Genomic DNA, 22,820 nt, shown 5'->3' with positions numbered 1-22,820 from the left:
CGCCTGTCGTGACATGGCAACCCCGGAGGTAGGCGCGGCCGACCTCCGGGGTTGCCGTGTTGCCGCCTCAGACCGCCTGGTCCTTCTTACTGACCTTGCCCACACCGGTGAACGGGAACTCATCGACGATGTCGATGATGTCGGGCACAGCGAAGCTGGCCAACCCCTGCTCCCTCACGTACTTCTTCAAGGCTGTCGGCTTCAGTGGCGCGGCGGCATTCTCCCGGGGGATGACCAGTGCACGTGTCTTCTCGCCGAGGATCTCATCGGGGACGCCGACGACCGAGACGTCATGCACTCCCGGGTGGGTGAGGAGGACGTTCTCGACGGCTTCGGGTGCGATCTTCTCTCCGCCGCGGTTGATCTGGTCCTTCGCGCGTCCGACCACGGTGAGTGTACCGTCCTTGAAGATCACGATGTCGCCGGTGCGGTAGAACCCGTCACCGGTGAACGAGCGCGCGTTGACCTCCGGGGCCCGGTGGTACTGGCGGATGGTGTACGGACCGCGGGTGAGGAGGTTCCCGGGCGTGCCTTCCTGCACCTCGTTGTCGTCATCATCGACGACACGGATCTCGTCGTACGGGCTCATCGGCCGCCCCTGTGTCGACACGATCTCCTCGATACCGGCCTCCAACGGTGTGTAGTTGACCAGCCCTTCGGCCATGCCGAAGACCTGCTGGAGGTTCCACCCGAGCTCCGGACGGACCCGCCGGGCCGCGGCCTCGGAGAGTTTGGCGCCGCCGACCCACACGGTCCGTACGCTGTGCAGATCGTGGTCCGCCCTGTCCGGGTAGTTGAGCACGCTGATCAGTGCCGGCGGGACCAGTGCGAGATGCGTGACCCGGTGTTCTTCGATGAGAGGCAGTACCTCAGTCGGCATCGGGCTGTCAGCGAAGACGATCGTCGCACCGACCTGGACTGCACCGAGAATGCCCGGTGAGCTCATCGTGAAGTTGTGTGACGCCGGCAGTGCCACCAGGAGCACATCGTCCGCACACAGGTCACAGACCTCGATGGAGGCCCTGACGGAGTACAGGTAGTCGTCGTGTGTCCGGGGGATCTGCTTGGGGACCCCGGTCGTGCCACCGGACAGTTGCAGGAACGCAAGGTCGTCTGCGGCCCCCGGGGTGGGAGTGGCAGGGAGGGCGCCCTGCCCGGGGGAGCTGCTGCCGCCACGGGTCCAGGGCTCGTCGGCGCGTTCATCCACCAGGATGCACGTGGGTGTTCTGCCGTCCGGGAGTGGTCGGGCGAGGTCGGCCTGCACGCGCGTGAGGTGTCTGTTCGGGTTCGACGTCCCGATGTAGTGGGAGGCGGGGGCGTGCATCGCGAAGTGGCGCACATCGGATGCCCCGTGAGCGGGCAGCGCGAAGACCGGGACCGCACCGAGACGCCAGAGGGCGAAGATGGTCTCCAGGTAGGCCACACTGTTCGGCAGTTGCACGATGACCTTGACCCCGCGTCTCACCCCGGCGTGGGCCAGGACGGTCGCAGCGCGGGCCACACCGGCGTCGAGTTCCGACCATGTCACCGAGCGCGCCCTGTCGACGGCGGCCGTGGCGTGCGGACGGGCTGTGACGGTCCGTCGGAAGAGCTTCCAGTGGGTGTCGCCGTTCCATGCTCCGAGCTGTCGGTAATGCTCGGCGCTCTGACGGGAGAAGCCGTTGGCGAGGACGTCGGTCATGACAGTGATTCCTTTGCGGTCGTCAGGGCTTTCGTGACGGCGGGGGCAATACGGTCCCATCCGTCGTCGCTGGTCAGTCCCGTGTGGGTCGTGTCGAGGGACAGCGTGTCAGGGTCCCGGGGAAGGGCGGTGCGCCAGGCGGGGACCGGATCCCACCCGTGTGCCGCACCGGTGTCGTCGGGTCGGCCGGCGAGCCGGTGATCCGCGCGGGTGGCGACGATGACCTGGGCTGTTCCGGTGAACCCGGACAGGTCAACCGGTGTCGCCGACCGCAGCAACGTGTCGCAGAACGCCAGGTTCTCCCGGAGAGCGGGGAGTGCCGAGAGCCCGGACCCTCCTGCTTCCCCGTCCGTCCCGGTGAGCGCCTCGAGTTGTTCGCCGGTGAGTTGGTCCACTTCAGGCAGAGTGGTGGTCCCGGCGAGAGCCTCCGAGGGGGCTGTGCCGGCGGGATAGGCGTCCAGGATGCCGAGGTAGCTGACCTCGTCACCTCTGCGGAGTAGTTCAGCCGTCATGGCCTGCGCCACGACACCACCGAAGGAGTAGCCCAGCAGACGGTAAGGACCCGTCGGGTGAACCTGTTGCACCGTGTCGACGTACCGGGCAGCCAGGGATTCCACGTCTGCGACGTCCGGGTGGGGGTCGGGAAGCTGAAGACCTGTCACGGGAATGTCGAGATGGCCCAGGCGTGCTGCCAGCCCCCGGAACGGGAGGGCGAGCCCTCCGGCGGGGTGGACGCAGACCAGTGGTTCTCCGTTGCCGTCGGCCAGGGGCAGGATGTTCTGTCCGGGCGTCTCGTCCCCGGCGTCCGGGGCGAGTCGTGCTGCCAGCGCGCCCGGGGCCCCGGTCTCCACGATGTCCTGGATCGTGACCACGTCCAGCCCGTGGGTACCGGTACGGCGGAGTTTCCCGAGCAGACGCATGGCGAGGAGGGAGTGGCCGCCGATGTCGAAGAAGTTGTCGTCGGTGCGTACGTGGTCGACACCGAGGAGCTCCGCCATGACACCGGCGATCACGTTGGCGGCACCGCCGGCACCGCCGGCACTGGTGGCACCAGCGGTGCCGGCAGTGCCGGCGGTGCCGACTGTGGCCGAGGTCGGAGCGACATCCGGGGTCCAGGGCGGTGTGGTGGCGGCAATCGTGCCGAGCACATCGCCGACGGACCGTCCGCCCGGTGCATCGGTGTCGGCGAAGACCTCGAGCACGGTGGTCAGGACCTGCGCCGCGCGTTCGACGAACGTTGGGTCGATCAGGTCCGGGCGGTGTGCCAGGACGATGCGTGGAGTGTCTCCCGGGGGGACCACCACGGAGAGCGGGAAGTTCGTCATCCCGTCGGCGTGGACCTCGGTGATCGTTATCCTGCCCGCATCCTCGTCGGGCGCGCCGGACTCGTCAGCATCGTCGGTCGCGAGGGCGGGGAAGTTGTCGTAGACCACCAGCGTGTCGAAGAGGGTGCCGAGCCCGGAAAGCTGTTCGATGTGGACCAGCGGTGTCGAGGCGTGGACGGTCATGTCCGCCTGAGCGCGGCCGATCCCTGTGATGAGGTCGGTGAGGGAGTCTCCGCGGCCCAGGTGCACGCGGGACGGCAGGGTGTTGATGAACAATCCCACGGTGTGCTCGATGCCGTCCAACTCGGTGGGCCGTCCGGATACGGTCGTGCCGAAGACCACGTCATCGCGTCCGGTCAGGGCGGCCAGTGTGAGCGTCCACGCGGCCTGCAGCACAGTGTTCGGGGTAACCCCTTCCTGTCGGGCACGTCGCAGCAGGGTTGTGGTGGCGTCCGGGGTGATCTCCTGCACCGACTCGCCGACGGTGTCAGTGTCACTTTCACTGTCATTGCCACCGTCGCGCGCCGGTGCGAGAGAGCCGACGAGGGTGCCGCGTTCCAGCCCACTGAGGCGTGAGCGCCAGGCGTCGTCGGCAGCGTGGGGGTCCTGCCCGGCCAGCCAGTCCAGGTAGTCGGAGTACGGCGCGGCCGGGGCCAGAGGTTCCCCGTGGTAGAAGGCCAGCAGGTCGCGGAGCATCACCGGGGTGGACCAGCCGTCGGTGAGCAGATGGTGGTTGCCCAGCACTAGCCGTGCCGAGGCCGTGTCCACTCCATCGTCTTCTCCGCCGTCGGGCAGAAGGACCAGAGCGGCAGTGACGAGAGGGCCGGTCTCCGGGTCGACGGAACGCAGTGCTGTCTCGTGCAGCAGGTCGTCAGCTGCGCCGAGGGCGGCGGGGCGGGGGATCGAACGCAGGTCGACAGTGCGCCACGGCAGGTCGACATCGCGGGGGATCAGCTGCACGGGGTCATCACCTGCTGTCGTGTCGAAACGGGCGCGTAGCAGGTCATGCCGGGTGAGCACGTCGTGGAAGGCCTGGTGGAGCCGGTTCTCGTCGACAGTGCCGCACAGGTCCACACCTGCTGCGAGGACGTAGCCGTCGCCACCGCTGACGGAGTGGTAGAGCAGAGCCTCCTGCAGTGGTGACACGGGGAGCACGTCCGCCAGTGGGCCGTGGTGTCGCTCCCAGGTGTCGATCGTGTCCTGGCTGACACCGTCCAGGTGCAGGTCTGAGGGGGTCGCGCCTCCGTCGGTGGTCAGCGACAGCACCGCCAGGTCGGTGAAGGCGTCGGTGATCTTCTCCAGTGTGCCCTGCACACGGTCGGAACCGGTGGCCAGGACGAGGTCACCGTCACCGTCACTGCCGCCGTCGCCGACGGTGAGAAGAGGGGAGTGGGCGGTGTACCCGTGGGGGACCATCCGTGTGTCACCGCACGCGACGGTGAGTGCGGGGGAGTGTGGTGTTCCGGTGTGGTCGCCGACGCTGCGTAGATGCTCCTTGGCGTGCAGGAGTGCCGAGCGGGGGGAGCCGGGTGCCGCATCGGGGAGTGCGGGGATGTGGCGGACGGTGCTCAGCGCACCAAGCACAGCGTCCTCGGTCGCAGACGACTGTCTGGTCCGGGGCCTCGTGAGGAGGTCGACCGGGCCCCCGGTCGCCAGCAGTGCGGCGGCGACGGCCACGTCCTCGGTGGTCACCGAGTACAGCGCCGAGAGGCGGGCGAAGAGTTCACTCGTACCGGGCAGGGGGGATCTGCGGGTGACGACCGGGGAGGAGATGACGTCCCGGGGTGCGGGTGCGTCGGCGCGCCATGAGTGGGCGGTGCGGTCCTGGTGACTGCGGTGGTGTCCCTGCAGGGCGTCGGCGAGATCATCCAGCAGCAGTGCGGAGGACGCGGGGTCCATGACGCCGGCATCGACGGCGACTCGGACGGTGTGTCCCGCCTCCGGGTCCGGCGAGACGGCGAACCGCCATACGGTGCCCGACGCCGGGTCGAGGGACCCGGCGAGTTCGTCGTCGGTGGCTGTCGCAGGGGCGATGACTGAATCCGCAGGCACAAGAGGGGTGCGGGGGACGATGAATCTAGGAGCATCGGCAGCGGAGTCGTCGAGGATCGCCCGTAGAGCTGCGTGAGTGGTCATCATGGCCGTGGCGGCGGCTGCCGCGGTGGTCGCGGTGACCGGTGCGGATCCGTCGGGAAGGGACATGCTCCCGAGGTAGACCGGACGAGGGCCCGACACGGTACTGGTGGGGACGGCGCCCGTGTCGTAGCGCAGTTCCCGGACGGTCCCGGTGGCAGCGGTTCCACCGGTGCTGTCTTCTGCGGCCTGGCTGCCGGTCGCTGTGACCCTGGTCGCCGCTGCGGCGACATCGGAGAGATCCATGCCGGTGAGCAGGTCTTTCGCCTGGATGGCCCACCCTCGGCGCCGGAGACGCCCGGCGACGGTGAGTGCGCCGATACTGTCGCCACCGAGGGAGATGAAGTCGTGGTCCAGGTCGACGTCGCCGGTACCGAGCAGGTCGGTGACGACGTCCGCCACTGCCTGTTCGGCGTCGGTCAGGGGGCGGCGGGCGGAGTGCCCGGCGTCGGGACCGGTCGTGGGGGATGCCGGAGATTCCAGAGACGCCAGAGATGCCAGAGCGGTACGGTCAATCTTTCCCCCGACGGTCAACGGCAGGCGGTCATGCACCAGGATCCGGGTGGGGACGAGGTGTCCGGGTACAACGGCGGCCAGATCAGTGCGCAGCGATGCCGCGCTCGTCGCGGTCGCCGCGGTTACTGTGGAGCCGTCCGTCGTGACGTGGGCGATGAGCTTCAGTGCGCCGGGATCGCCGAACGTCCCCACGGCCGCACCGGTGACCGGGGGGAGGGACAGCAACGCGGCTTCGACTTCGGCGGGCTCGACCCGGTGGCCCCGGATCTCCAGTTGCTGGTCGGCGCGCCCGAGGAAGTGGTGGGAGCCGCGGCGTGACCCGTCGGCGGCCGGTACCCAGGTGACCAGGTCGCCTGTGCGGTAGCGTCGGTGAGAGCCCGTGGCGTCGAAGGCTGCGGCGGTCTGTTCTGGACGGCCGTGGTACCCCAGTGCGACCTGGGGGCCCGACAGGTAGAGCTCGCCGACCTCGTTGTCGGGGACGACTTCGCCGTCAGCGTCGAGGATCTCTGCGGTCATGCCGGGAACGGGGACACCGATGGTCACCGGGCCGTCGGTGACGCGGGTGGCGAGGGCGTCGACCGTGGCTTCGGTGGGGCCGTAGACGTTCCAGGCCGCGAATGACGATCCGGCCGACAGGTCGGAGAGCCGGTCCCACAGTGACTGCGGGACGGCTTCACCACCGAGGATGACCGTTGATACGGTTGCATCATCGAGCATCCCGGAGTCGATCAGGGCTCCCGCCAGGGACGGCGTGGCGTCCAGGACGTCGATCGCGTCGGAGATGAGTGCTGCCCGCATCAGCGCAGGGTCGCCGACTGTGTCTGTGGAGTAGAGGTGCACGGTTGCGCCGGTGAAGATCCAGGAGAGCTGGTCGATCGCGGCGTCGAAGGAGAAGGACGCGGTGTGGGCGACGTGCAGGCTGGCGCCGCCACGCGCACGGGACCAGGCGTCCGGATACAGCGTGGAGCGGTGCCCGGCGAGAAGTGCCTCGACGGCGCTGCGGGGGACCTGGACACCCTTGGGCGTGCCGGTCGTACCCGAGGTGTAGAGCAGGTACGCCAGGCCGGTGACCGCCGGAGACGTGCCGCCGGGACGTGTCGTGTCGGTGGGGTGGACTCCGGTGTCATCGAGGACGGCGACGGCACCGGAGTCCGCGAGGATCTGGTCGCGTCGTGCCTGCGGGTGTTCGCGGTCAAGCACGACGACGACACGGTGGGTCCGCCAGGTCGCCAGGAGTGCCGCGGCAAGGTCAACCCCTTTGGGGAGGTCCAGGGCGATGACCTCGTCCTGGTGGGTGTACTGCGTCACCAGGTCGGACAGCTCGCCGATGCGGGCGGACAGGGCGGGGCCGTCGAGCTCGGTGCGGTCAGTTGCGGCACTACCGTGGACGAGTCGTCCGGTACCTGTGGCCAGCCCGTCGATGAGCTCGTCGAGGCTCGGGCACTGGTCGGGCAACGTGGCCCCGCAGCGTTCCCGGGCGGCGGATTCGGTGTCCTCCGTTGTCCGTAGCCGGATGCTCCTCAGTGGACCGTCGGCGGTGAGCAGCGCCCGGATGTCCTCGAGGCGGCGGAGGGCGGTGGCGGCGCTCACGCTGTGCGGGTCGGTTTCGAAGGCCAGGTCGACACCACCGTCGGCGGCCGGGGTCACCACCAGGACGAGATCCTCCGGCGGCCCGCCGGCGACATTGCGGAGTACACCGGGGACCCCGTGGAAGTCGAGGGTGAAGTCGAATGTCTTGAGGTTCACTCCGATGCCGTGCAGGACGGCCGGGATTCCCAGCTCCCGGGCCAGCTCACTGCCGGGGAAACGCTGGTGCGCCCGGGCCGCGTCGAGTGATTCGCGGGCCACCGCAGCCAGGTCGGTCACGGTGGCGTCAGGGTCCACCGGAAACCGCAGGGGAAGCATGTTGACCAGCATGGCCGGGGTGCGGCGGAGCGGGCCGGACGTCCGGGCCATCATCGGCAGCGCGATCAGTGCCTCGCACTGTCCGTCGTCGGTGCTTCCGGCGAAGCCGAGTTTACGTAACCAGGCGGCGTAGGCCGAGATGACCAGGTCGGACCACACCAGGCCGTGGGCCTCTGCCCGGATCTTGAGTTCGTCGACCTCGGTGGGACCGAGTCGTAGGGAGGTGGTGATGCTGTCCGTTCCGGCGCCGTGGACCAGATCTTCGCGTCCGGATGTGTCAGGGGTGGGGGACAGGTGGTCCCGCCAGTAGTCCCGGTCGGCGGCGTGGTCCGGCCCCGAGAGGTAGGCGACGTCAGCGTCCACAACCTCGCTGACGGGGGCGAAGCGGTTCTTCCGCGCCGGGCGCCCACCGGCGAGGGCGGTGTAGTGGGCGGCGGTACGCCTGGTCAGCGGTGCAGCGCTGTAGCCGTCGACGATGATGTGATGGTACAGCTGTATGCACCACACCTCGCCGTGTTCTCTTCCGTGCCGTTCGCCGAGGTCGAGGACCAGGTACCGGAACAGCGGCCCGTCGGTCATGGTGCGCCACCGTTCACCGCAGGCGGCCTTTTCGGCGTCTATGACCGCCGTCGCTGTGAGGCGGGGGTCGGGGGAGCCGGAGAGATCCATGATCTCGGGCGTTTCTGCCGGGGTCTCGTCGACGTACTGGCGTGGCCCGTCCGCAGTCTCGGTGAAGCGCAGACGGAGTGTCTCCGCTTCGTCGACGGTCAGGCGGAGTGCCTCGGCGAGCAGGTCGGGGTCGGTTCCGGGGCCGGTCTCCGGGGCACCGCGCAGCTCGAGGACCTCTCCCACCACGTAGTACGGGGACGTCGGGTCCAGCTGCTGGGCATTCCAGATCCCGCGTTGTGCGGCGGTTAGGGGGAGGAGGGACGGGGACGACTGGTGGGGCACCGGTGGTCCTTTCGTGGTTGATGATTGGAGAGGCTTACTTAATCTGTTGGTGTGGTGGTACAGTCTGCGCGTCACCGATGCGATGACTCCAGGGAACACGACAGACGAAGGTGGAAGATGACGGACGCTACTACTGACACGACGACTGACACGGCGACGGGCGATCAGGTTGAGGGCCGGGTGGAGGCGACGATGCAGCGGCTGCTCGGCAGGGTGGCTGAACTCCTGAACGTCGAGGTCTCCCAGATCGACACCGGGGAGGAGCTCATGGACCAGGGGCTCGATTCGGTCCGGCTCGTCGAGATTGTGACTTTCCTGCGGAAGGAGGGGTTCGACGCCGACTTCGCCGACCTCGCCGAGGACAGTTCGGTGGACGCCTGGCGTGAACTGCTCGCCGAACAGGCGTAGCCAACTCTGCCAACTCTGCCAACCCCGCACATCCGGCCCACCCGGCCCGTTCAGTGCTCGCCGCGGTGTGCTTTCAGCGCGGCGCGGTCGAGTTTTCCGTTGGGACTGACCGGAAGTGCGTCAAGCACCGTGATCCGGGTGGGGACCATGTACTCGGGCACGCTCTCGGCCAGTCGTGAGGTGAGCTCCGTGACATCCGGGGCGGCCCCTGGTTCGTCGGCGACGATGAAGGCGAGCAGGGTGTCGGCCCCACCGTGGCTCACTGCCACGGCTGCCGCCTGGCGCACTCCGTCCAGTTCGCGGAGCCGGGACTCGACTTCCCCGAGTTCGACGCGGTTGCCCCGGATCTTCACCTGGTCGCCGATCCGTCCCAGGAACTGCAGCATGCGCGTACCGTCGACCTCCGTCCAGGAGACCACGTCGCCGGTGCGGTACATCCGGCCTCCGTCGACGTCCGGACGGAGAGACTCCACGAAGACCTCCGTCGTCAGTTCCGCCCGACCGAAGTAGCCGTTGCCCACCTGGGGCCCTGAGATGCACAGTTCGCCGGGACGGTTCCAGTCCGGTGCGGAGGGGGCGACCTCGACGCCGTCCTCGTCCACGACGTACACGCCCACATTGTCTTCGGGCAGGCCGAGCAGGCTGGCACGGTCGTCGAAGTCATCGGCACTGATGAGTTCGTCGGTGTACTCCACCCAGGTGACGTCCATCGCCGCCTCAGTCGGTCCGTACAGGCCGTGGACACGACAGCCGATCCCCGCCCGCGCCCGCCGGACGACGTCGGCAGGGACGGCCTCGCCACCGAGAAGCAGGTGCCGGATGTTCGACAGGGAGGACAAGGGCGTACCGAAATCGTCGAGGACGTCGAGGAGCACGCGCATCAGGGACGGCACCATCGACAGGACCGTCACGTTATGGTCGGAAATGAGATCCACCATGGTGTCGACGTCCCCGGGCCACCAGTCCGGGCCAGGTACCACCACAGTGCCGCCGGTCGACAGCGGGCCGAGCAACTCGGCGACACCGACGTCGAAACTGACCGGGGCTTTCTGCAGCATCCGGATACCTCCGGCGTTCCCGAGCACCCGGTCCATCCACAGGAAGTGGGCGGCAACGCCGAGGTGGGTGTTCAGCGCCCCCTTGGGCGTGCCGGTCGTGCCCGAGGTGTAGATCAGGTAGCAGTCGTCGGTCGGGCGGACAGGGCGGGACTGTCCGGCAGGCTCGAAACGGGGTCCGTGGTCGGACAGGAACGCCCGGCCCAGCGGTGAATCGTCGGTGACGGTGCCACCGACGTCACCGGCGGTCGCGCCTTCGGGTTCCGTCTCCGGCGGCAGGGAGGCACCGCCGAGTGCGAATGCGGCGGAGGGGGCGCAGTCCTCGAGGATGAAACTGACGCGTTCAGCCGGGTAGGAGGCGTCCACCGGGACGTAAACTGCACCGGCGCGGATGATGCCTACGGCGAGGACCGGCAACCAGCCGCAGCGGTGCGCCACGACCACGACCCGGTCGCCGGTACCGATACCGTTGGTCCGCAGGTAGCGGGCGACCGCTGACGATCGACGGTCCAGTTCGGCGTAGGTGAGGGTTCCTCCGTCGCCCACCACGGCGGGACGGTCACCCCCGCCGGCCAAAGTGTGGTGCAGGAGGGCGTCCAGCGTCGCCGGTTCCACCGGAGCGGCGGGGCCGAAGCGGAGGTCCCCCTCCAGGCCGGTGTAGAAGCGGGTGGTGGTGTCGGGTGCGGTCACAGAAGGGTCCTTTCGGGACGGGAGGGGGCACGGCGCAGGGACTCCGGGAGTGGGGCAGCGCCCGCTCCGAGACCGGCGAGGATGCGGTCGGAGAGCTCGCCGAGGCAACTGAGGTTCGCCATGCCGGGTCCCTGGGACATGCCGGACAGTGTGGGGAGGAACAGTGGCGGGTTCATACCGGTCAGGGCCAGATCGGCTCCGATCCTGTCCTCGACGGTGGACGGGGTCACCGCCCCGCCACAGGCCTCGATGAGGTGGGCGACGACCTGGTCGTTCATCATGCGGGTGAACCAGAGCGGAGAGTTGCCGCGGGCGTCGACGACAAGGTCCACGAGCTCCGTGCGGTCCCCGATACGCAGTTCGGCCATTCCGTCCCGGGCGTGGACCGCGGAGACCCGGCCGCGGAGGTGGCTGACCCTGTCCTCGGCCATGAGTTTCTCCTGCACCTGGGCGGAGAATACGCCGCGGTCGCAGCGGTTGATCACGTCGCGACGGGCTGCATCGTCCAGACCGGTCCAGAGTCTCGGATCAGTGTAGAGCTCGTTCTCGAAGGATCCCTCCGCGCGTGTGAAGATCGTGGGGGACGGAGAGACCACTGCGATGTCGACGACATCGTGGCCGATGAGTTCCTCGACGATGCTGGCGGCGGTCTCGCCGCCGCCGATGACCGCCACCCGGGATGCCGGGGGAAGCTGCGCAGAGGACACCGCCTGCCAGAACCCCGCCACCGAGTACACCGTCGGGAGCGGAGCGATACGCCGGTCGGACCGTCCTGGCCCGGTGAGCATCAGGGCGTCGGCTTCCAGGCGTGACGATGTCCCGTCGATTCGGTCGACGGACAGGGACCAGCCCCGGGATGAACCGTCGCGGGGCAAATCGGCGTGGGACGAATCGGCGCGGAGTCCGATGCGTGTCACCTGACCGTTGACCAGTGTCATCCGGGACTTTTCCGCGGCCCAGCGCAGGTAGTCCGCCCACAGGTAGTGCCGCGGGTTGGGGTGACCGTGATCCACCCACCAGGCGTACCGGTCGGTGTCGACGAGGAAACTCGTCCATCCGAGGTCCAGCAGCGTCCGGTCAACGGCCCGGTTTGCCCCGTCGGCGTCTCCGGCAATGCGGGTACGGTACGGGAAACCGATGTCTTTGGTCGGGGACGTGCCCAGCTGGTGTCGACCGTCGGTCCAGCCACCGCCGGAACGCCAGTTACCGCCGACCCCCTGGTAGTCGACGACGGTGACCGTCGGTGCGGGGAGGCCGAGTGTGCGCAGGGCATGGGCCTTGGCCTGGACGGCGACGGCCTTGGGCCCGGCGCCGAGGATCACGAGTGAGGGAGCGGGGGGCTGTTCAGCGGGACGTCGGTGTGGCAGGTTCGACACTGTGAGGGGTGCTCCTGTGGTTGTGTGACGGTTGGATGTCAGACTGTTTACCGGGTAGGGTACTCTGTCACGGCAGCCCTTATCAAAGGGTAGGGATCCCTAAGTATCAAATGTGCTGCATGACCAGCAGGAGAGGGAAGTGACTGTGACCGAGAACAACATCATGACCGAGGGAATGGCGCAGACAGGGGTAGCGGATCTCAGCGTCCTGCACCGACTGCGCACCGACCTCCCGGACAGCGAATTCCTCGACGCCCCGCCCCGGATCCCCGAGGAGTACCTGCAGGGTACGGATGGGATCACCCTCCGTGTGGCAGACCCGGAGACGGACGCTGAGACGGTCTCGACGTGGATGAACCGGCCCCACCTGGTCGAGACCTGGGACCAGGCGTGGAGTGCGGAGACATGGGCCGCAGACTGGAGAGCGAAGCTGTCGACCACCTACGCCGTGCCGCTGATCCTCTCCTACGACGGTGAACACGGATGTGAAGACGTGGGCTACATGGAGATATACCGCCCGCGACGAGACGAAATCGGTCAAGCGTACCGCTCTGAACCCCACGACCTCGGATTCCACGTCGCTATCGGCGAGGCCACGTTGACGGGCAAGGGGATCTTCGGCCCCTTCGTCGGTGATTTCGCGGCGCGACTGCTGCAGTCCGACCCGGAGTGCCGGCTGGTCATGGCCGAACCTGATGTGAGCAACCACCGGGTCCACCGGGTCATGAGCCGCGGCGGAGGGGTGGACGCCGGACAGTGGCAGCAGCGTGCCGACCGGCGCGTCCGGCTGTTCTTCTGGCCGGGCGTGGGCGTCGATCCGCTGTCCCGCTTGAACGGCACCCCCGAGGATGGCGACCTGGTCTGAGCTTCTGACCCTGATTGTGGGGCTCAGCCGGTGATGAACCGGCCGGTGACCCCGCTGCCCACCCGCCCGGACCGGCCTCCGGTGCTTTTCGGGTCGGTGACACCGGGCATGCGCACCATGGTCGTGCCGCCGGGGCGCTCACGCTGCAGCCGTTTGGCCACCTGGAATCCGTTGACCTCGGGAAGCTGCGTGAGGTCCACGGTGTAGTCGGCGTCGACAGCACGGGGGCCGAACAGGTTGATCGCATTCGTCGTCCGGAGAACGGTCGTGGGCCCGGTGGACTCCTCCGGCAGCCCCGACTCGATCAACCGTGCCAGGACCGCAAGGCTGATCAGCGACTGCTCGAGGTGCGGCCACAACAACACGCCGCCGGCCCCACCGCGTTCATCGACCACCGTCACCCGGGCGAGCCGTTGTGTCCCCAGGATCACGTGCGGGACGCCGTCGACGGGACGGACAGGGCCGGAGACAGAGAGTTTCGCCGAGCTGACCTCCACGGTCGCGCAGGGCGACTGGTCCGTGGCCTGTCGTGCTGCCCCCTCCTCCCCGTGACGCAACCCGTCACGGACCATCTCCAGGGTGCGTCGGACGGCGGGTCCGCCGGTCAACAGGCCACCGCCGGCACCATCCGGGAGCGCGGGGTGCGGGACGGAGTACTGACGGTCGAGGCGCCCCAGCGTCCGACCGACACCTGGGCTCAGGGGAGAGGTCCGTCCCCGAGCCCGCAGTGCCACCGGTGCGGCAGGCATTCCGGCGGTGGCACGGGCGAGCATGACGGCGGTCAGGAGGATCTCGTCATGGCTGACGCCTGTCTGCGCCGGCAGCAAGTCGAGCAGGGCATCGGCGTCGCTGACGTCGAAGGTCTTGTACGTTGACGGACCGCCGCCGGCGAAGGCAGCGGGCGGATTCATCTCCGCCTGTGGACCCCAGGCACCACCGGGAGCGACGGCTCTCCCGTCCAGGAGCATCCGGGCATCAGTGACCAGTGTCGACCAGGATTCGGCGTCGATGACCCCCCGGTGCACACACAGCAGCACCCGTGTCTCCGACAGCAGACTGACCCGCCACACCTGGCCGTTCGCCGGGTCCAGAGACGCCGCCAGGTCGCCTGGGCCGGTGCGGTCCGCTGCGATGATGTTGGCCGGGGAGAACCGGACCCCGTCGGGGACCGTCACCACACAATCGGCGCCGTCTCCGGTCAGCACGGCGCGCAACGCGCCGTGCGCGTCCATCAGTCCGGCGACGAGGAACCGGAGGTCGGCATCCTCGACGGGCGCGGTGGTGTCGAGCGTCGTCCAGTAGACGGCGGAGGTCGGTACCGCGGGAACCCTGAAAGTCATGCCCTGCAGGTTACCGGCTGTCCGGGCCCCGACGGCATCGAGGTCACAGACGGCGTCCGGGCACGGGATCGTCGCCACTCAGTGCAGCCCGGCCGATCACCGTGAGTTTCTCACGGCGTCGGTCGTGGAGCGTGTGGGTGCGCAGGTCACGCCAGTGTCGTGCGAGCGCCTGGCCGCGGTCACCCGTCGCTCCTCCTGTGCCGGTGAGCTCGAAGATCCGGGACGCCAGGTCGACGGTCAGGGCACCGGTCACGGCCTTGGCCGCGGCGACATCGAGGGACGCGGAGGCGCCCGGTGCGGTACCTGACCAGACCTCGTCGACCGAGCGTCCTGCTTTCTCGAGGACGGCCTCGGCCGCAAACTGCTGTGCGACAAGTTCCCCCGCCACGTGGGCCGTGAGCGGATCCGGGTCACGGGAGTGTGCGATCTCCAGGGCGGCATCCAGGGCGGAGCCGGAGATGCCCACGTCAATGGCAGTGTGCAGCAGTTGGGCGAAGGCTCCGTACGCAGGAGGCGTGAGGGGTGAGGACCTCGACACGGACCTCGACACGGACGCCGACACGGACGTGTGCCGGATGTCGTCTGCGCCTACCTCGACGTCCTGCAGAATGACGGTGCCGGACGTGGTGTACTCCTGCCCCAGGGCCGTCCAGTCGTCGAGGACGGTCACCCCGGGGGCGTCCACGGGGAGGAAGACGACGAGGCTCTGGTCGTCCTGACCGGGGTGCCGGGCAGTGACGGCGAGAACGTCGGCGTAGGCGGAGCCGGTGCAGAACACCTTCCGGCCGTTCAGGCGGTTGTTCTCGAGAACGACCGGTGTCTCCTCGGCCTGGGCGTTGGCGATGAGTGTGCCGTCGAGGAGGCGGCGGGCCCACCGCTCTTCATCATGGGGATGGCTCCCGGTGAACAGCCACCGGCTGAAGGTCATGTGGCTCTGCGGGATCTGGCCCAGGGACCCGTCCCCGGACGCCAGGATGCGGCATACCTCGGCGATGACCGAGGCGGGGAGTTCCGGACCGCCGAGCCGGGTGGGGACGGTCGCAGCGAGCAGGCCGGACCGTCTGAGTCGTACCACGGCGTCTCGGACGGCACCCGCGCGCCCGGTGTCGTTCCTGCCGGTGGCGTTCATGACGTGGCGGGGACCGGCTGCGCTGCGGTGCCGGCACGTAACGGCTGGATGACCTCCCGTCCGAAGCGCTCGACCTCCTCCTGGAAGTGCAGGTAGCCGGTGAGGATGAGGTCCACACCGATACGCCGCAGCTGGTCAATGCGTTCCTCCACCTGTTCCCTCGTGCCGATCAGACCGGTGCGGAACCCGTCGTTGTACTGGACGAGGTCCTCGACGGTGGAGTTGGCCCACATTCCCTGCCCGTCGGACGTGGACTGTCCGGCCTGTTTCACTGACTCGCGGAATCCGTCGACAGCGGCATGGGAGGCGTTGTCCACGATGTGGCGCAGTTTGTCGTGTGCCTGTTTTTCGGTGTCCTCGAGGATGACGAAGGCGTTGACCCCGATACGGGTCTCCCGTCCGGCCGCATCGGCGTGGTGTCGGACCTTGTCGATCTGCACCGCGAGCTCGTCGACGGGGGCACCGTTGATGAAGTACCAGTCGGCGTAGGCGCCGCCGTTGGCCTGTGCGGCCGTGGAGTTCCCGCCCTGGAACAGCTCGGGGGCCACAGTCGGACGGGGGCTGATGGTGTAGTCGTGCAGCCGGTAGAAGTCGCCCTGGAAGTTCGCCGGGGACTCGGTGAACACGGCTCGCAGGACCTGCAGGAATTCGGCCGAGCGACGGTAGCGTTCATCATGTTCGAGCCAGGGCTCACCGAACCTCCGGAATTCGTCCTTCAGCCACCCGGAGACGACGTTGAGCGCGAAACGGCCGTCGTGAATCTCACTGGCAGTGGTGGCCAGGTTCGCCAGGACCGCGGGCTGCCAGAAACCGGGGTGGACGGCGGCGATGACCTTGAGACGTTCGGTGGCGTCGAGCAGCGACAGGGAGAAACTCACCGACTCGTGCTGGGACTCAGCGCCGTAGGACCCGAGGTACCGGACCTGGGTCAGGGCATAGTCGAATCCGACCTGTTCGGCGGTGCGTGCGAGGGTGCGGTTGTAGTCGATACCCCAGTCGGTGCGTTGTTCGACCTCAGAGACGACCAGCCCGCCGGAGACGTTCGGCGTCCAGTAGGCGAACTGGAGGTCCTGGGCGGCGCGTGTGGTTGCTGTGGACATGGCCGGGGGTTCCTCAGAGCTCTCCGACGACGGTGACCTGGGACCCGTGGAAGACCAGCGGGGTCTCCGAGGGGGCTTCCTCATGCACGCGGTCGATTTGCAGGACGGCGGTGATGTGGTCGCCGGTGTCGATGTCGTCGATGACGTGTCCGGTGAGGTGGACGGCGGCATCGTCGACCAGGACGGCACCACGGTCCGTCTGCCAGCCGACGCTGTCGAAACGGGTCTCGACCGGGCCGGCGAGCTGACGGACGTGCCCCTGGTGGGCGCGGGTGAGCACGGAGATCCCCAGGTGCTCCGCTGTGCGGAGCAGAGGCCAGGTTCGCGAGCTCTTCTGGACACTGACCGCGACCAGTGCGGGTTCCAGGGATAGTCCCACGTAGGACCCGACGATCAGGCCGACCGGATGCCCGTCGATGACTGCGGCGACGGTGGTGATCGGGGTCGGGATGGACGCCCATGCGCTGCGCAGCGACGTCGGTGTCAGCGGGCTGGTTGCGGCGGCTGTGTGTGTCGGCTGGGTCGGCTGGGTCGGCAAGGTCATGGGGTGTGCTCCTGTGTGGTTTGGCCGGGGTAGGGTGCGGGATGCCGGCGCGCTACGTCACCGGCACCTCCGAGTAGACCATGCGGTCTATCCGGGGTGCCAGCATTCTTCTAAGGGGTGAATGGAACGTCCGACGCCCCACGGACTCCGGCACTCCAGGCGTAGGGAAGTGCTGAGCTGTCCCCGGTGAGAGCGTATTTCCCGATCGCCTGCTGCTTGTATACGGCGGGGTTGTGCTGGGCGAGGGTCCGGGCGTTCCGCCAGTGCCGGTCGAGATTCAGTGCACCCGAGGCCAGGGATGCACCGCCGGTCTCGAAGAGTTCGTTGACCGCGTCGAGGACCAGCGGTATCAGGACGACCTGGGCCTCGGCAGCCGCTAGTTCGGCTGCGTCGACCTCTTCGCCCGTTCCGTCTACGGCCCGAGCAATGAGGTCCGCCACCGCCAGCGTGGTTGCGCGCGCAGCGAAGGCCGCGGCGTTGATCCGGCCCAGGACGGCCTGCACCAACGGGTCTTCGCGGGGAAGGTCGGCGGGAGCGTGGGAGTAGGTACGCTCGCGCCGGGCGACGTGGTCCCGGGCGTCATCGGCAGCGCGCCGGACGATGCCCGACAGGGCCGCCAGGTGGAACAGCTGCAGGAACGCAGTGTCCGGGGTCCGTCCGCCGGTGCCGTAGCCGCCGGCGGTGACTGCGCCAGTGTCCACCGGCACATTGTCGAAGATCGTCGTGCCAGATCCCGTCACTCGTTGACCGAAGCCGTCCCAGTCATCGATCTGGTGTACACCCTCTGCGGTGACCGGCACGGTGACGGTCACGCGTTCACCGTCGAGGTCAGCGGCGACGACGATGAGGTCGGCGAAGAGGCTGCCTGTGCTGTAGTACTTCGTCCCGTTGAGGACGTATCCGTCTGTTCCGTCGGTGCCGTCCGTGCTGCGCCGGGTGAGTCTCGTCTGGTAGCGCTCAGCAGCTCCGACCCCACGCTCGGAGATGGCGTTTCCGAAGAGTGTCCCGTTGACGACGGCATGGAGACCGGCTTCTGCGGCTTCTGCAGCACTGGCGCTGGTCGGGTCGGTGGAGTTCACTGCCGCGAGGAATCCTTCCACGGTGGAGAAGTGGACCCGCAGGGCCTGCGTGAGATTCGGGTCTGCCGCGGCCAGGTCGATGAGCAGTGAGAATGTCTGGCGCAGTGTCGCCCCGAACCCGCCACGGTCGGTGGGGATCCGCAGAGTCCCGAAACCCGCGTTGCGTAGGAGCGCGATGGCTTCGGTAGGCAGCTCGCGACGGTTGTCACGGTCGGCGGCGTCTTCGGCGATGCGGGCGAAGACTGGGCCGAACACCTCCGTGAGCTGTGCGTCACTGACGGGGGTCGTGCGGGAGATGGTCATGTCCGTACTCCTTCGGTGTCGTTGAGTCGTGCTCTGGCGAAGTGCGCCGGATGGTTGCCGGGGACCCGGTCGCCGCGGTTGAACAACCGCTGACGGAGGGTGCCGGCTGTGTGGCTGGTGGGGTACTCGCCACGGTCCTGCAGGACGGGGACGACATGGTCGATGACGTCCTGGAAGGTTCCCGGAGTGACGGCGTAGGCGAGGTTGAATCCGTCGATCCCCGTGGTGTCGACCCAGTACTCCAGTTGGTCGGCGATGCTCTCGCCGGAACCGACGAGCACTGGACCGAGCCCTCCGATACCGCCGAATTCCGCCAGCTCGCGTACGGTCCACTCGGCACCGTCCTCGCCGGCGGCGGACTGGAACGCCGCGACCGCGGACTGGATCGCATTGGACCTGATGCCGGCGACCGGGGCGTCCAGGTCGAACGTGGAGAAGTCCACCCCCATCCATCCGGACATCAGAGTCAACGACCCCTCCGGGTCGACGTAGGAGCGGTAGTCTTCGGCCTTCGCCCGTGCCTTGTCATCGGTGCTGTCGGTGATGACTGTGAGCAGGGCGTATATCACCACGTCCTCGCGGGTACGCCCGGTGTCGTGCAGTTTCTGCGTCAGCGTCTCCACGACACCGGCGAGTTTCTGCGGTGTCGGAGCTGCGACAAACACGGACTCCGCGTGGGTGGCGGCGAATGTGCTCCCGCGGTCGGATGCACCAGCCTGGAAGATCACCGGTGTGCGCTGGGGTGACGGCGCGGACACATGGATGCCCGGCACCGTGTAATGGGCACCACGGTGACGGACGGGATGGACTTTCCCCGGATCGGTGTAGACACCGCTCACGGGGTCGGCACGGACTGCATCGTCTTCCCAGGAACCTTCCCACAGCTTGTAGAGGACGTCGAGGTACTCGTCGGCGTGGTCGTAGCGGGCGTCGTGGTCGAAGGTGTCGAGCTGCCCATGTGACTGCGTGTTCTCCGCGGCGGAGGGGAGGTATCCGGTCACCACATTCCACCCCAGCCGACCACCGGTGAGATGGTCGAGGGTGCTGATGCGACGGGCGAACGGGAAGGGGTGCTCGAAGGCGGTCCCCGTGGTCAACCCGAACCCGAGGTGGTCGGTGACCGCGGCCATGGCGCTGATCAGGGGGAGCGGGTCGGTGACCGGGATCTGCGCACCAGAGTGCAACGCGGCCTCCGACGAGGCACCGTACAGGTCATACACGCCGAGGACGTCGGCCAGGAAGATGCCGTCGAACAGTCCGTCCTCCAGCGTCCTCGCCAACGAGGTCCAGTACCCCAGGTCGTTGTAGCGGCGTGACTGGTCCTCCGGATGCCGCCAGAGCCCGGGGGACTGGTGGACCACACAGCTCATCTCGAAGGCGTTGAACCGGATGCGACGTCGTGGTGTCGCCGCCGGGCTGTATGGGCTGTCCGGGTTGTACGGGTTCAGTGCGCTCATGCCGCAGCCTCCCGGAAGGAGGCCACGAAGCTCTGCACGTCGGCGGCGGTACGCAGGATCAGTGCAGGTGAAGGGTCGGAGAACAGACTGAACAGGGCCGTGGCGGCGGCAGGGTCGGTGGCGGCGGAGGCGAAGAACTCCTGTGCCACATCAGTGAACAACGGATCCCCGAGGAAGAGCGACGTCACCTCGACGCCGGCTTCGGCATGCTCCCGCCAGTGGTGTTCGAAGAGTTCGGTGAGCAGATCCTCGTCCCACCCCCGCCCCTCGTCGAGCGCGGTACGTAGGCCGTCGCGCAACCCGGCCACCTGGTAGGTCCCGAGCTGGGCACCCTGCCCGGCGATCGGGTCGACGGCGACGGCGGTGTCGCCTAGTGTCGCGACGAGGTGTCCACCTGCCGTGCGGGCGGTGGGCCGGTGGACACGCGGAGTCACCGCGCCCTTGAGCCAGGAGTGCGCGTCGGCGTCGATGGGGCGCAGTCGGTCGATGTCGTCGGCGACATCCGGGAACTCGCGGTGATGCAGGGCCTGCAGCACGTCGAGGGCTTCCCCGGCGTCGGTCGCTGAACGGAATGCTTCCTCCGTGGCGGTGCCGGGCCTGGCCCACGCCAGGATCACCCAGGTGTCGTCAGAGACGTGGTCAGAGTCGTCGTGAGAGCTGGTACTGTCCTTGTGCAGGTGGCGTCCGACGAAGATCTCGCCGTCCTCGTGCAGGGACAGCAGACCGCCGGGAACCGTGCTGCCGCGTCCGCGGAAGACATGGTCGACGGGGAGCCCGTGGGCGGTGACGGTGAGCAGGTAACGCTGCGCGGAGTCGTAGGGTGTGCGTTCGAGATCCGTCTCGAAGATGTCGGCGAGTCCCGCTTTTCCGGTCGCGACGAAAGTGACGTCGTGTTCGGCGGCGATGGCGTCCAGGGACTCGGGCGTGACCTCGTCGACGATGAACCGGCTGGCGGCCCCGTTGTCGAGGAACTCCCCGAGGCGGTCGTCGGTGCGGAGGCGTGGGTCGACCGACTGGGCCTCGTAGGTGAACCGGGCGGTGAACGAGGCGTCCGGCGGAGCCCCGGCGATGCCCACTGAGCTTGCGGTGAACTGGGCCGTGGGTGACCCGGCGTAGCGGTCGTCGGTGATCGTGCGGTCCGGCACGCGGGAGTTTCCGAAGAGGATGGCGGTGCCGGTGGCGGGGAGATCATCGCGGAGCGAGGAACGGGAACGGTTACTGTAGAGGTCGACCTGCCACCCCTGGTTCTGGAACGCCAGTGCGGCGTTGACTCCGGTGAGGCCGGCGCCGACGACGGCGATGGAGGGGACGGGGGACGTGGGTTCTTGAGTATCTGTCATGACCCGGGATCGTAGGAACACCGGTCGCGGTGCGACACCGTTCGTCACGTGCTGTGGAGAACTCTTGACCGCGTCGGTTGCCGGAGGGTAATACGCGGCGCGCGTGAGGAGGCTCCCGCCACTGCCCGGAGTTTCCGCCCTGACCGCCGGGGAGTAGGTTTGCAGGGGTTCTGACGACGAGATGATCCAGGAGGACGGTAACGGTGGCCGACAGCAGCCAGGCGGGTAGCCAGGCAGACAGCCAGCAGACGGTGCAGAAGGATGCACGTCGTGGACTGCCGGGCGGCCCGGTGATCCCGGTCGTCCTCGCATTCATCGCGGTGGCGGTCGCCGCCGTGAACCTGCGCGCCGGTATCGCCTCACTCGGCCCGGTGCTGTCCGACGTCCTCGAGGCCTTCGGCACGTCGAGCTCCTACGCCGGCCTGATCACGGCTCTCCCGGGCGTGCTCTTCGGTGTGATGGGGCTGTGCGCGGTGCCTTTGGCCCGCCGGCTGGGGTTGAGCCGCACCATCCTCGTCGGCATGATCGTGTCCCTGGTGGGCCTGGCAGTGCGTCCGTGGGTCGGCGCCATGGCGGTGTTCATCGTGCTGACCGGACTGGTGGTCGCCGGCATTGCCCTGGGCAATGTGCTGATTCCGGCGTGGGCGAAGAACTACGGGGGACGACGGACCGTGGCACTGATGACGGTCTACAGCGCCCTGTTGGGGCTGTCGGGTGCAGCGGGGCCGTTGTCCGACCTGTGGTTCGACGGCGACGACTCCTGGAAGTGGGCGCTGTTCGTGTGGGCGTTCCTCTGCCTGGCCCAGGTGCTGGTCTGGGTGGTCGTGGCATTCCGTACCGGATCGGATTTCCCGGGTACCCAGGGTAGGAAGTCCGGCAGCGACGCGATACCGTCGCCTCTGCCTCAACCGACACCGGAGGAGGTCGAGAAGCTGTCCCGGACCTCCCTGTGGCGATCGCCGACAGCGGTGTTCCTCACCCTGTTCTTCGGGGTCCAGGCGATGAACGCGTACCTGCAGATGGGATGGCTGCCGCAGATCTACGTGGACTCCGGCGTCTCCCGCGACGTGGGAAGTGTCGCTCTGGCGATGATCGGCGCCTTCAACATCCTCGGCGGTATCGTGATGCCCACGGTCATTGACCGGGCGCGGAGCCTCGCACCGTTCCCGTTGGTGTTCGCGCTGCTCACCGCCGGAGGTTATCTGGGCGTCCTGCTCGCCCCCACGGCGGCGCCCCTGCTGTGGGCGGCACTGCTCGGCCTCGGTGGGTTCTGTTTCCCGACGGCGATCGCCCTGATCACCGCGCGGAGCCGTTCATCGCTGGTGACCGCCCGTCTGTCCGGCTTCGTGCAGCCGATGGGGTACTTCATCGCCGGTATCGGCCCGTTCATCATCGGTCTGGTCCACGGGAGTACCGGTGACTGGTCCGGGATTCTCGTGGCACTGGTGGTCATTGCGGTGATCATGGGGGTGCTCGGGGTACGCGCGGGGAAGAACACCCTGATCGACGATGAACTGCTCACACCGCACTGGCGCGAGTACGCAGGGCACTGAGTTCGCCCCCGGGGCAGTCAGGGGGCTGTTTCGTTCAGCGGGAACGGAACTGTAGGGCCAGAAGTAGACA

Annotated in this window: 14 protein-coding genes; 3 read left to right on the top strand and 11 right to left on the bottom strand. The window is 68.1% G+C overall.

Translation table 11 applies throughout. The features are described from left to right. Nucleotides 1-67 precede the first annotated feature (67 nt). Both FS507_RS02285 and FS507_RS02280 read right to left on the bottom strand, forming a co-directional pair. Nucleotides 68-1,681, bottom strand: coding sequence for a (2,3-dihydroxybenzoyl)adenylate synthase (locus FS507_RS02285; protein WP_145941228.1), 1,614 nt, complete (start codon nucleotides 1,679-1,681; stop codon nucleotides 68-70). Beyond that, nucleotides 1,678-8,511 carry a condensation domain-containing protein gene (locus FS507_RS02280; RefSeq protein WP_186314524.1) on the bottom strand — a complete coding sequence of 2,278 codons (6,834 nt, stop codon included), beginning with the start codon at nucleotides 8,509-8,511 and terminating at the stop codon, nucleotides 1,678-1,680. The genes FS507_RS02285 and FS507_RS02280 overlap by 4 nt, the downstream gene beginning before the upstream one ends. Nucleotides 8,512-8,628: 117 nt before the next feature. Between FS507_RS02280 and FS507_RS17515 the strand changes: the two genes are divergently transcribed. Continuing rightward, the gene (locus FS507_RS17515; protein ID WP_186314523.1) at nucleotides 8,629-8,919 is read left to right on the top strand and encodes a phosphopantetheine-binding protein; all 291 of its coding nucleotides are present in this window, start codon (nucleotides 8,629-8,631) and stop codon (nucleotides 8,917-8,919) included. Nucleotides 8,920-8,969: 50 nt separating this feature from the next. Here the strand turns inward: FS507_RS17515 and FS507_RS02275 are convergent, their stop codons facing one another. Together FS507_RS02275 and FS507_RS02270 are read right to left on the bottom strand one after the other, a co-directional pair. After that, nucleotides 8,970-10,664 (bottom strand): amino acid adenylation domain-containing protein, encoded by a 1,695-nt coding sequence (locus FS507_RS02275; protein WP_260853117.1) that lies wholly within the window; start codon nucleotides 10,662-10,664, stop codon nucleotides 8,970-8,972. Beyond that, a complete protein-coding gene (locus tag FS507_RS02270) occupies nucleotides 10,661-12,040 on the bottom strand; it encodes a lysine N(6)-hydroxylase/L-ornithine N(5)-oxygenase family protein (RefSeq protein ID WP_260853116.1) in 1,380 nt (459 codons plus the stop codon). The genes FS507_RS02275 and FS507_RS02270 overlap by 4 nt, the downstream gene beginning before the upstream one ends. 139 nt (nucleotides 12,041-12,179) lie before the next feature. On the opposite strand from FS507_RS02270, the gene FS507_RS02265 reads away from it, so the two are divergent. Further along, nucleotides 12,180-12,905 carry a GNAT family N-acetyltransferase gene (locus tag FS507_RS02265; RefSeq protein ID WP_145941226.1) on the top strand — a complete coding sequence of 242 codons (726 nt, stop codon included), beginning with the start codon at nucleotides 12,180-12,182 and terminating at the stop codon, nucleotides 12,903-12,905. 23 nt (nucleotides 12,906-12,928) lie between these two features. On the opposite strand, the gene FS507_RS17510 is transcribed toward FS507_RS02265, so the two are convergent. The 7 genes from FS507_RS17510 to FS507_RS02225 all read right to left on the bottom strand — a co-directional run bounded on the left by FS507_RS17510 (nucleotide 12,929) and on the right by FS507_RS02225 (nucleotide 21,197). Further along, nucleotides 12,929-14,245 (bottom strand): hypothetical protein, encoded by a 1,317-nt coding sequence (locus FS507_RS17510; RefSeq protein WP_222121378.1) that lies wholly within the window; start codon nucleotides 14,243-14,245, stop codon nucleotides 12,929-12,931. Between the two features lie 43 nt (nucleotides 14,246-14,288). Beyond that, complete coding sequence (locus FS507_RS02250) at nucleotides 14,289-15,374, bottom strand: acyl-CoA dehydrogenase family protein (RefSeq protein ID WP_145941223.1); 1,086 nt, start codon at nucleotides 15,372-15,374, stop codon at nucleotides 14,289-14,291. Next, entirely contained in the window at nucleotides 15,371-16,474 is a 1,104-nt protein-coding gene (sfnG, locus tag FS507_RS02245; RefSeq protein ID WP_145941222.1) for a dimethylsulfone monooxygenase SfnG, read from the bottom strand. The genes FS507_RS02250 and sfnG overlap by 4 nt, the downstream gene beginning before the upstream one ends. Nucleotides 16,475-16,487: 13 nt before the next feature. Continuing rightward, nucleotides 16,488-17,018: a flavin reductase family protein gene (locus tag FS507_RS02240; protein WP_145941221.1), complete on the bottom strand. Its 531-nt coding sequence runs from the start codon at nucleotides 17,016-17,018 to the stop codon at nucleotides 16,488-16,490. 110 nt (nucleotides 17,019-17,128) lie between these two features. Further along, complete coding sequence (locus tag FS507_RS02235) at nucleotides 17,129-18,400, bottom strand: acyl-CoA dehydrogenase family protein (RefSeq protein ID WP_145941220.1); 1,272 nt, start codon at nucleotides 18,398-18,400, stop codon at nucleotides 17,129-17,131. Beyond that, complete coding sequence (locus FS507_RS02230) at nucleotides 18,397-19,857, bottom strand: LLM class flavin-dependent oxidoreductase (protein WP_145941219.1); 1,461 nt, start codon at nucleotides 19,855-19,857, stop codon at nucleotides 18,397-18,399. Before FS507_RS02230 ends, FS507_RS02235 begins: the two co-directional genes overlap by 4 nt. Beyond that, nucleotides 19,854-21,197 carry a monooxygenase gene (locus FS507_RS02225; RefSeq protein WP_145941218.1) on the bottom strand — a complete coding sequence of 448 codons (1,344 nt, stop codon included), beginning with the start codon at nucleotides 21,195-21,197 and terminating at the stop codon, nucleotides 19,854-19,856. The genes FS507_RS02230 and FS507_RS02225 overlap by 4 nt, the downstream gene beginning before the upstream one ends. Before the next feature lie 293 nt (nucleotides 21,198-21,490). Here FS507_RS02225 and FS507_RS02220 point away from each other — a divergent pair, with 293 nt between their 5' ends. Then, nucleotides 21,491-22,750: an MFS transporter gene (locus tag FS507_RS02220; protein ID WP_145941429.1), complete on the top strand. Its 1,260-nt coding sequence runs from the start codon at nucleotides 21,491-21,493 to the stop codon at nucleotides 22,748-22,750. Nucleotides 22,751-22,820: the final 70 nt, after the last annotated feature.

Origin of the sequence: Corynebacterium glyciniphilum AJ 3170 (genome assembly GCF_007673095.1) — a bacterium.
GTDB lineage: Bacteria > Actinomycetota > Actinomycetes > Mycobacteriales > Mycobacteriaceae > Corynebacterium.
The sequence above is the reverse complement of the archived record's forward strand: the minus strand, read 5'-3'. Positions and strand labels throughout refer to the sequence as shown.

Bases quoted from the DNA above. Each gene is read 5' to 3' on its own strand.
- FS507_RS02285 (WP_145941228.1), bottom strand. From the start codon at position 1,681: ATGACCGACGTCCTCGCCAACGGCTTCTCCCGTCAGAGCGCCGAGCAT.
- FS507_RS17515 (WP_186314523.1), top strand. From the start codon at position 8,629: ATGACGGACGCTACTACTGACACGACGACTGACACGGCGACGGGCGAT.
- FS507_RS17510 (WP_222121378.1), bottom strand. From the start codon at position 14,245: ATGACTTTCAGGGTTCCCGCGGTACCGACCTCCGCCGTCTACTGGACG.
- FS507_RS02250 (WP_145941223.1), bottom strand. From the start codon at position 15,374: ATGAACGCCACCGGCAGGAACGACACCGGGCGCGCGGGTGCCGTCCGA.
- sfnG (WP_145941222.1), bottom strand. From the start codon at position 16,474: ATGTCCACAGCAACCACACGCGCCGCCCAGGACCTCCAGTTCGCCTAC.
- FS507_RS02240 (WP_145941221.1), bottom strand. From the start codon at position 17,018: ATGACCTTGCCGACCCAGCCGACCCAGCCGACACACACAGCCGCCGCA.
- FS507_RS02235 (WP_145941220.1), bottom strand. From the start codon at position 18,400: ATGACCATCTCCCGCACGACCCCCGTCAGTGACGCACAGCTCACGGAG.
- FS507_RS02230 (WP_145941219.1), bottom strand. From the start codon at position 19,857: ATGAGCGCACTGAACCCGTACAACCCGGACAGCCCATACAGCCCGGCG.
- FS507_RS02225 (WP_145941218.1), bottom strand. From the start codon at position 21,197: ATGACAGATACTCAAGAACCCACGTCCCCCGTCCCCTCCATCGCCGTC.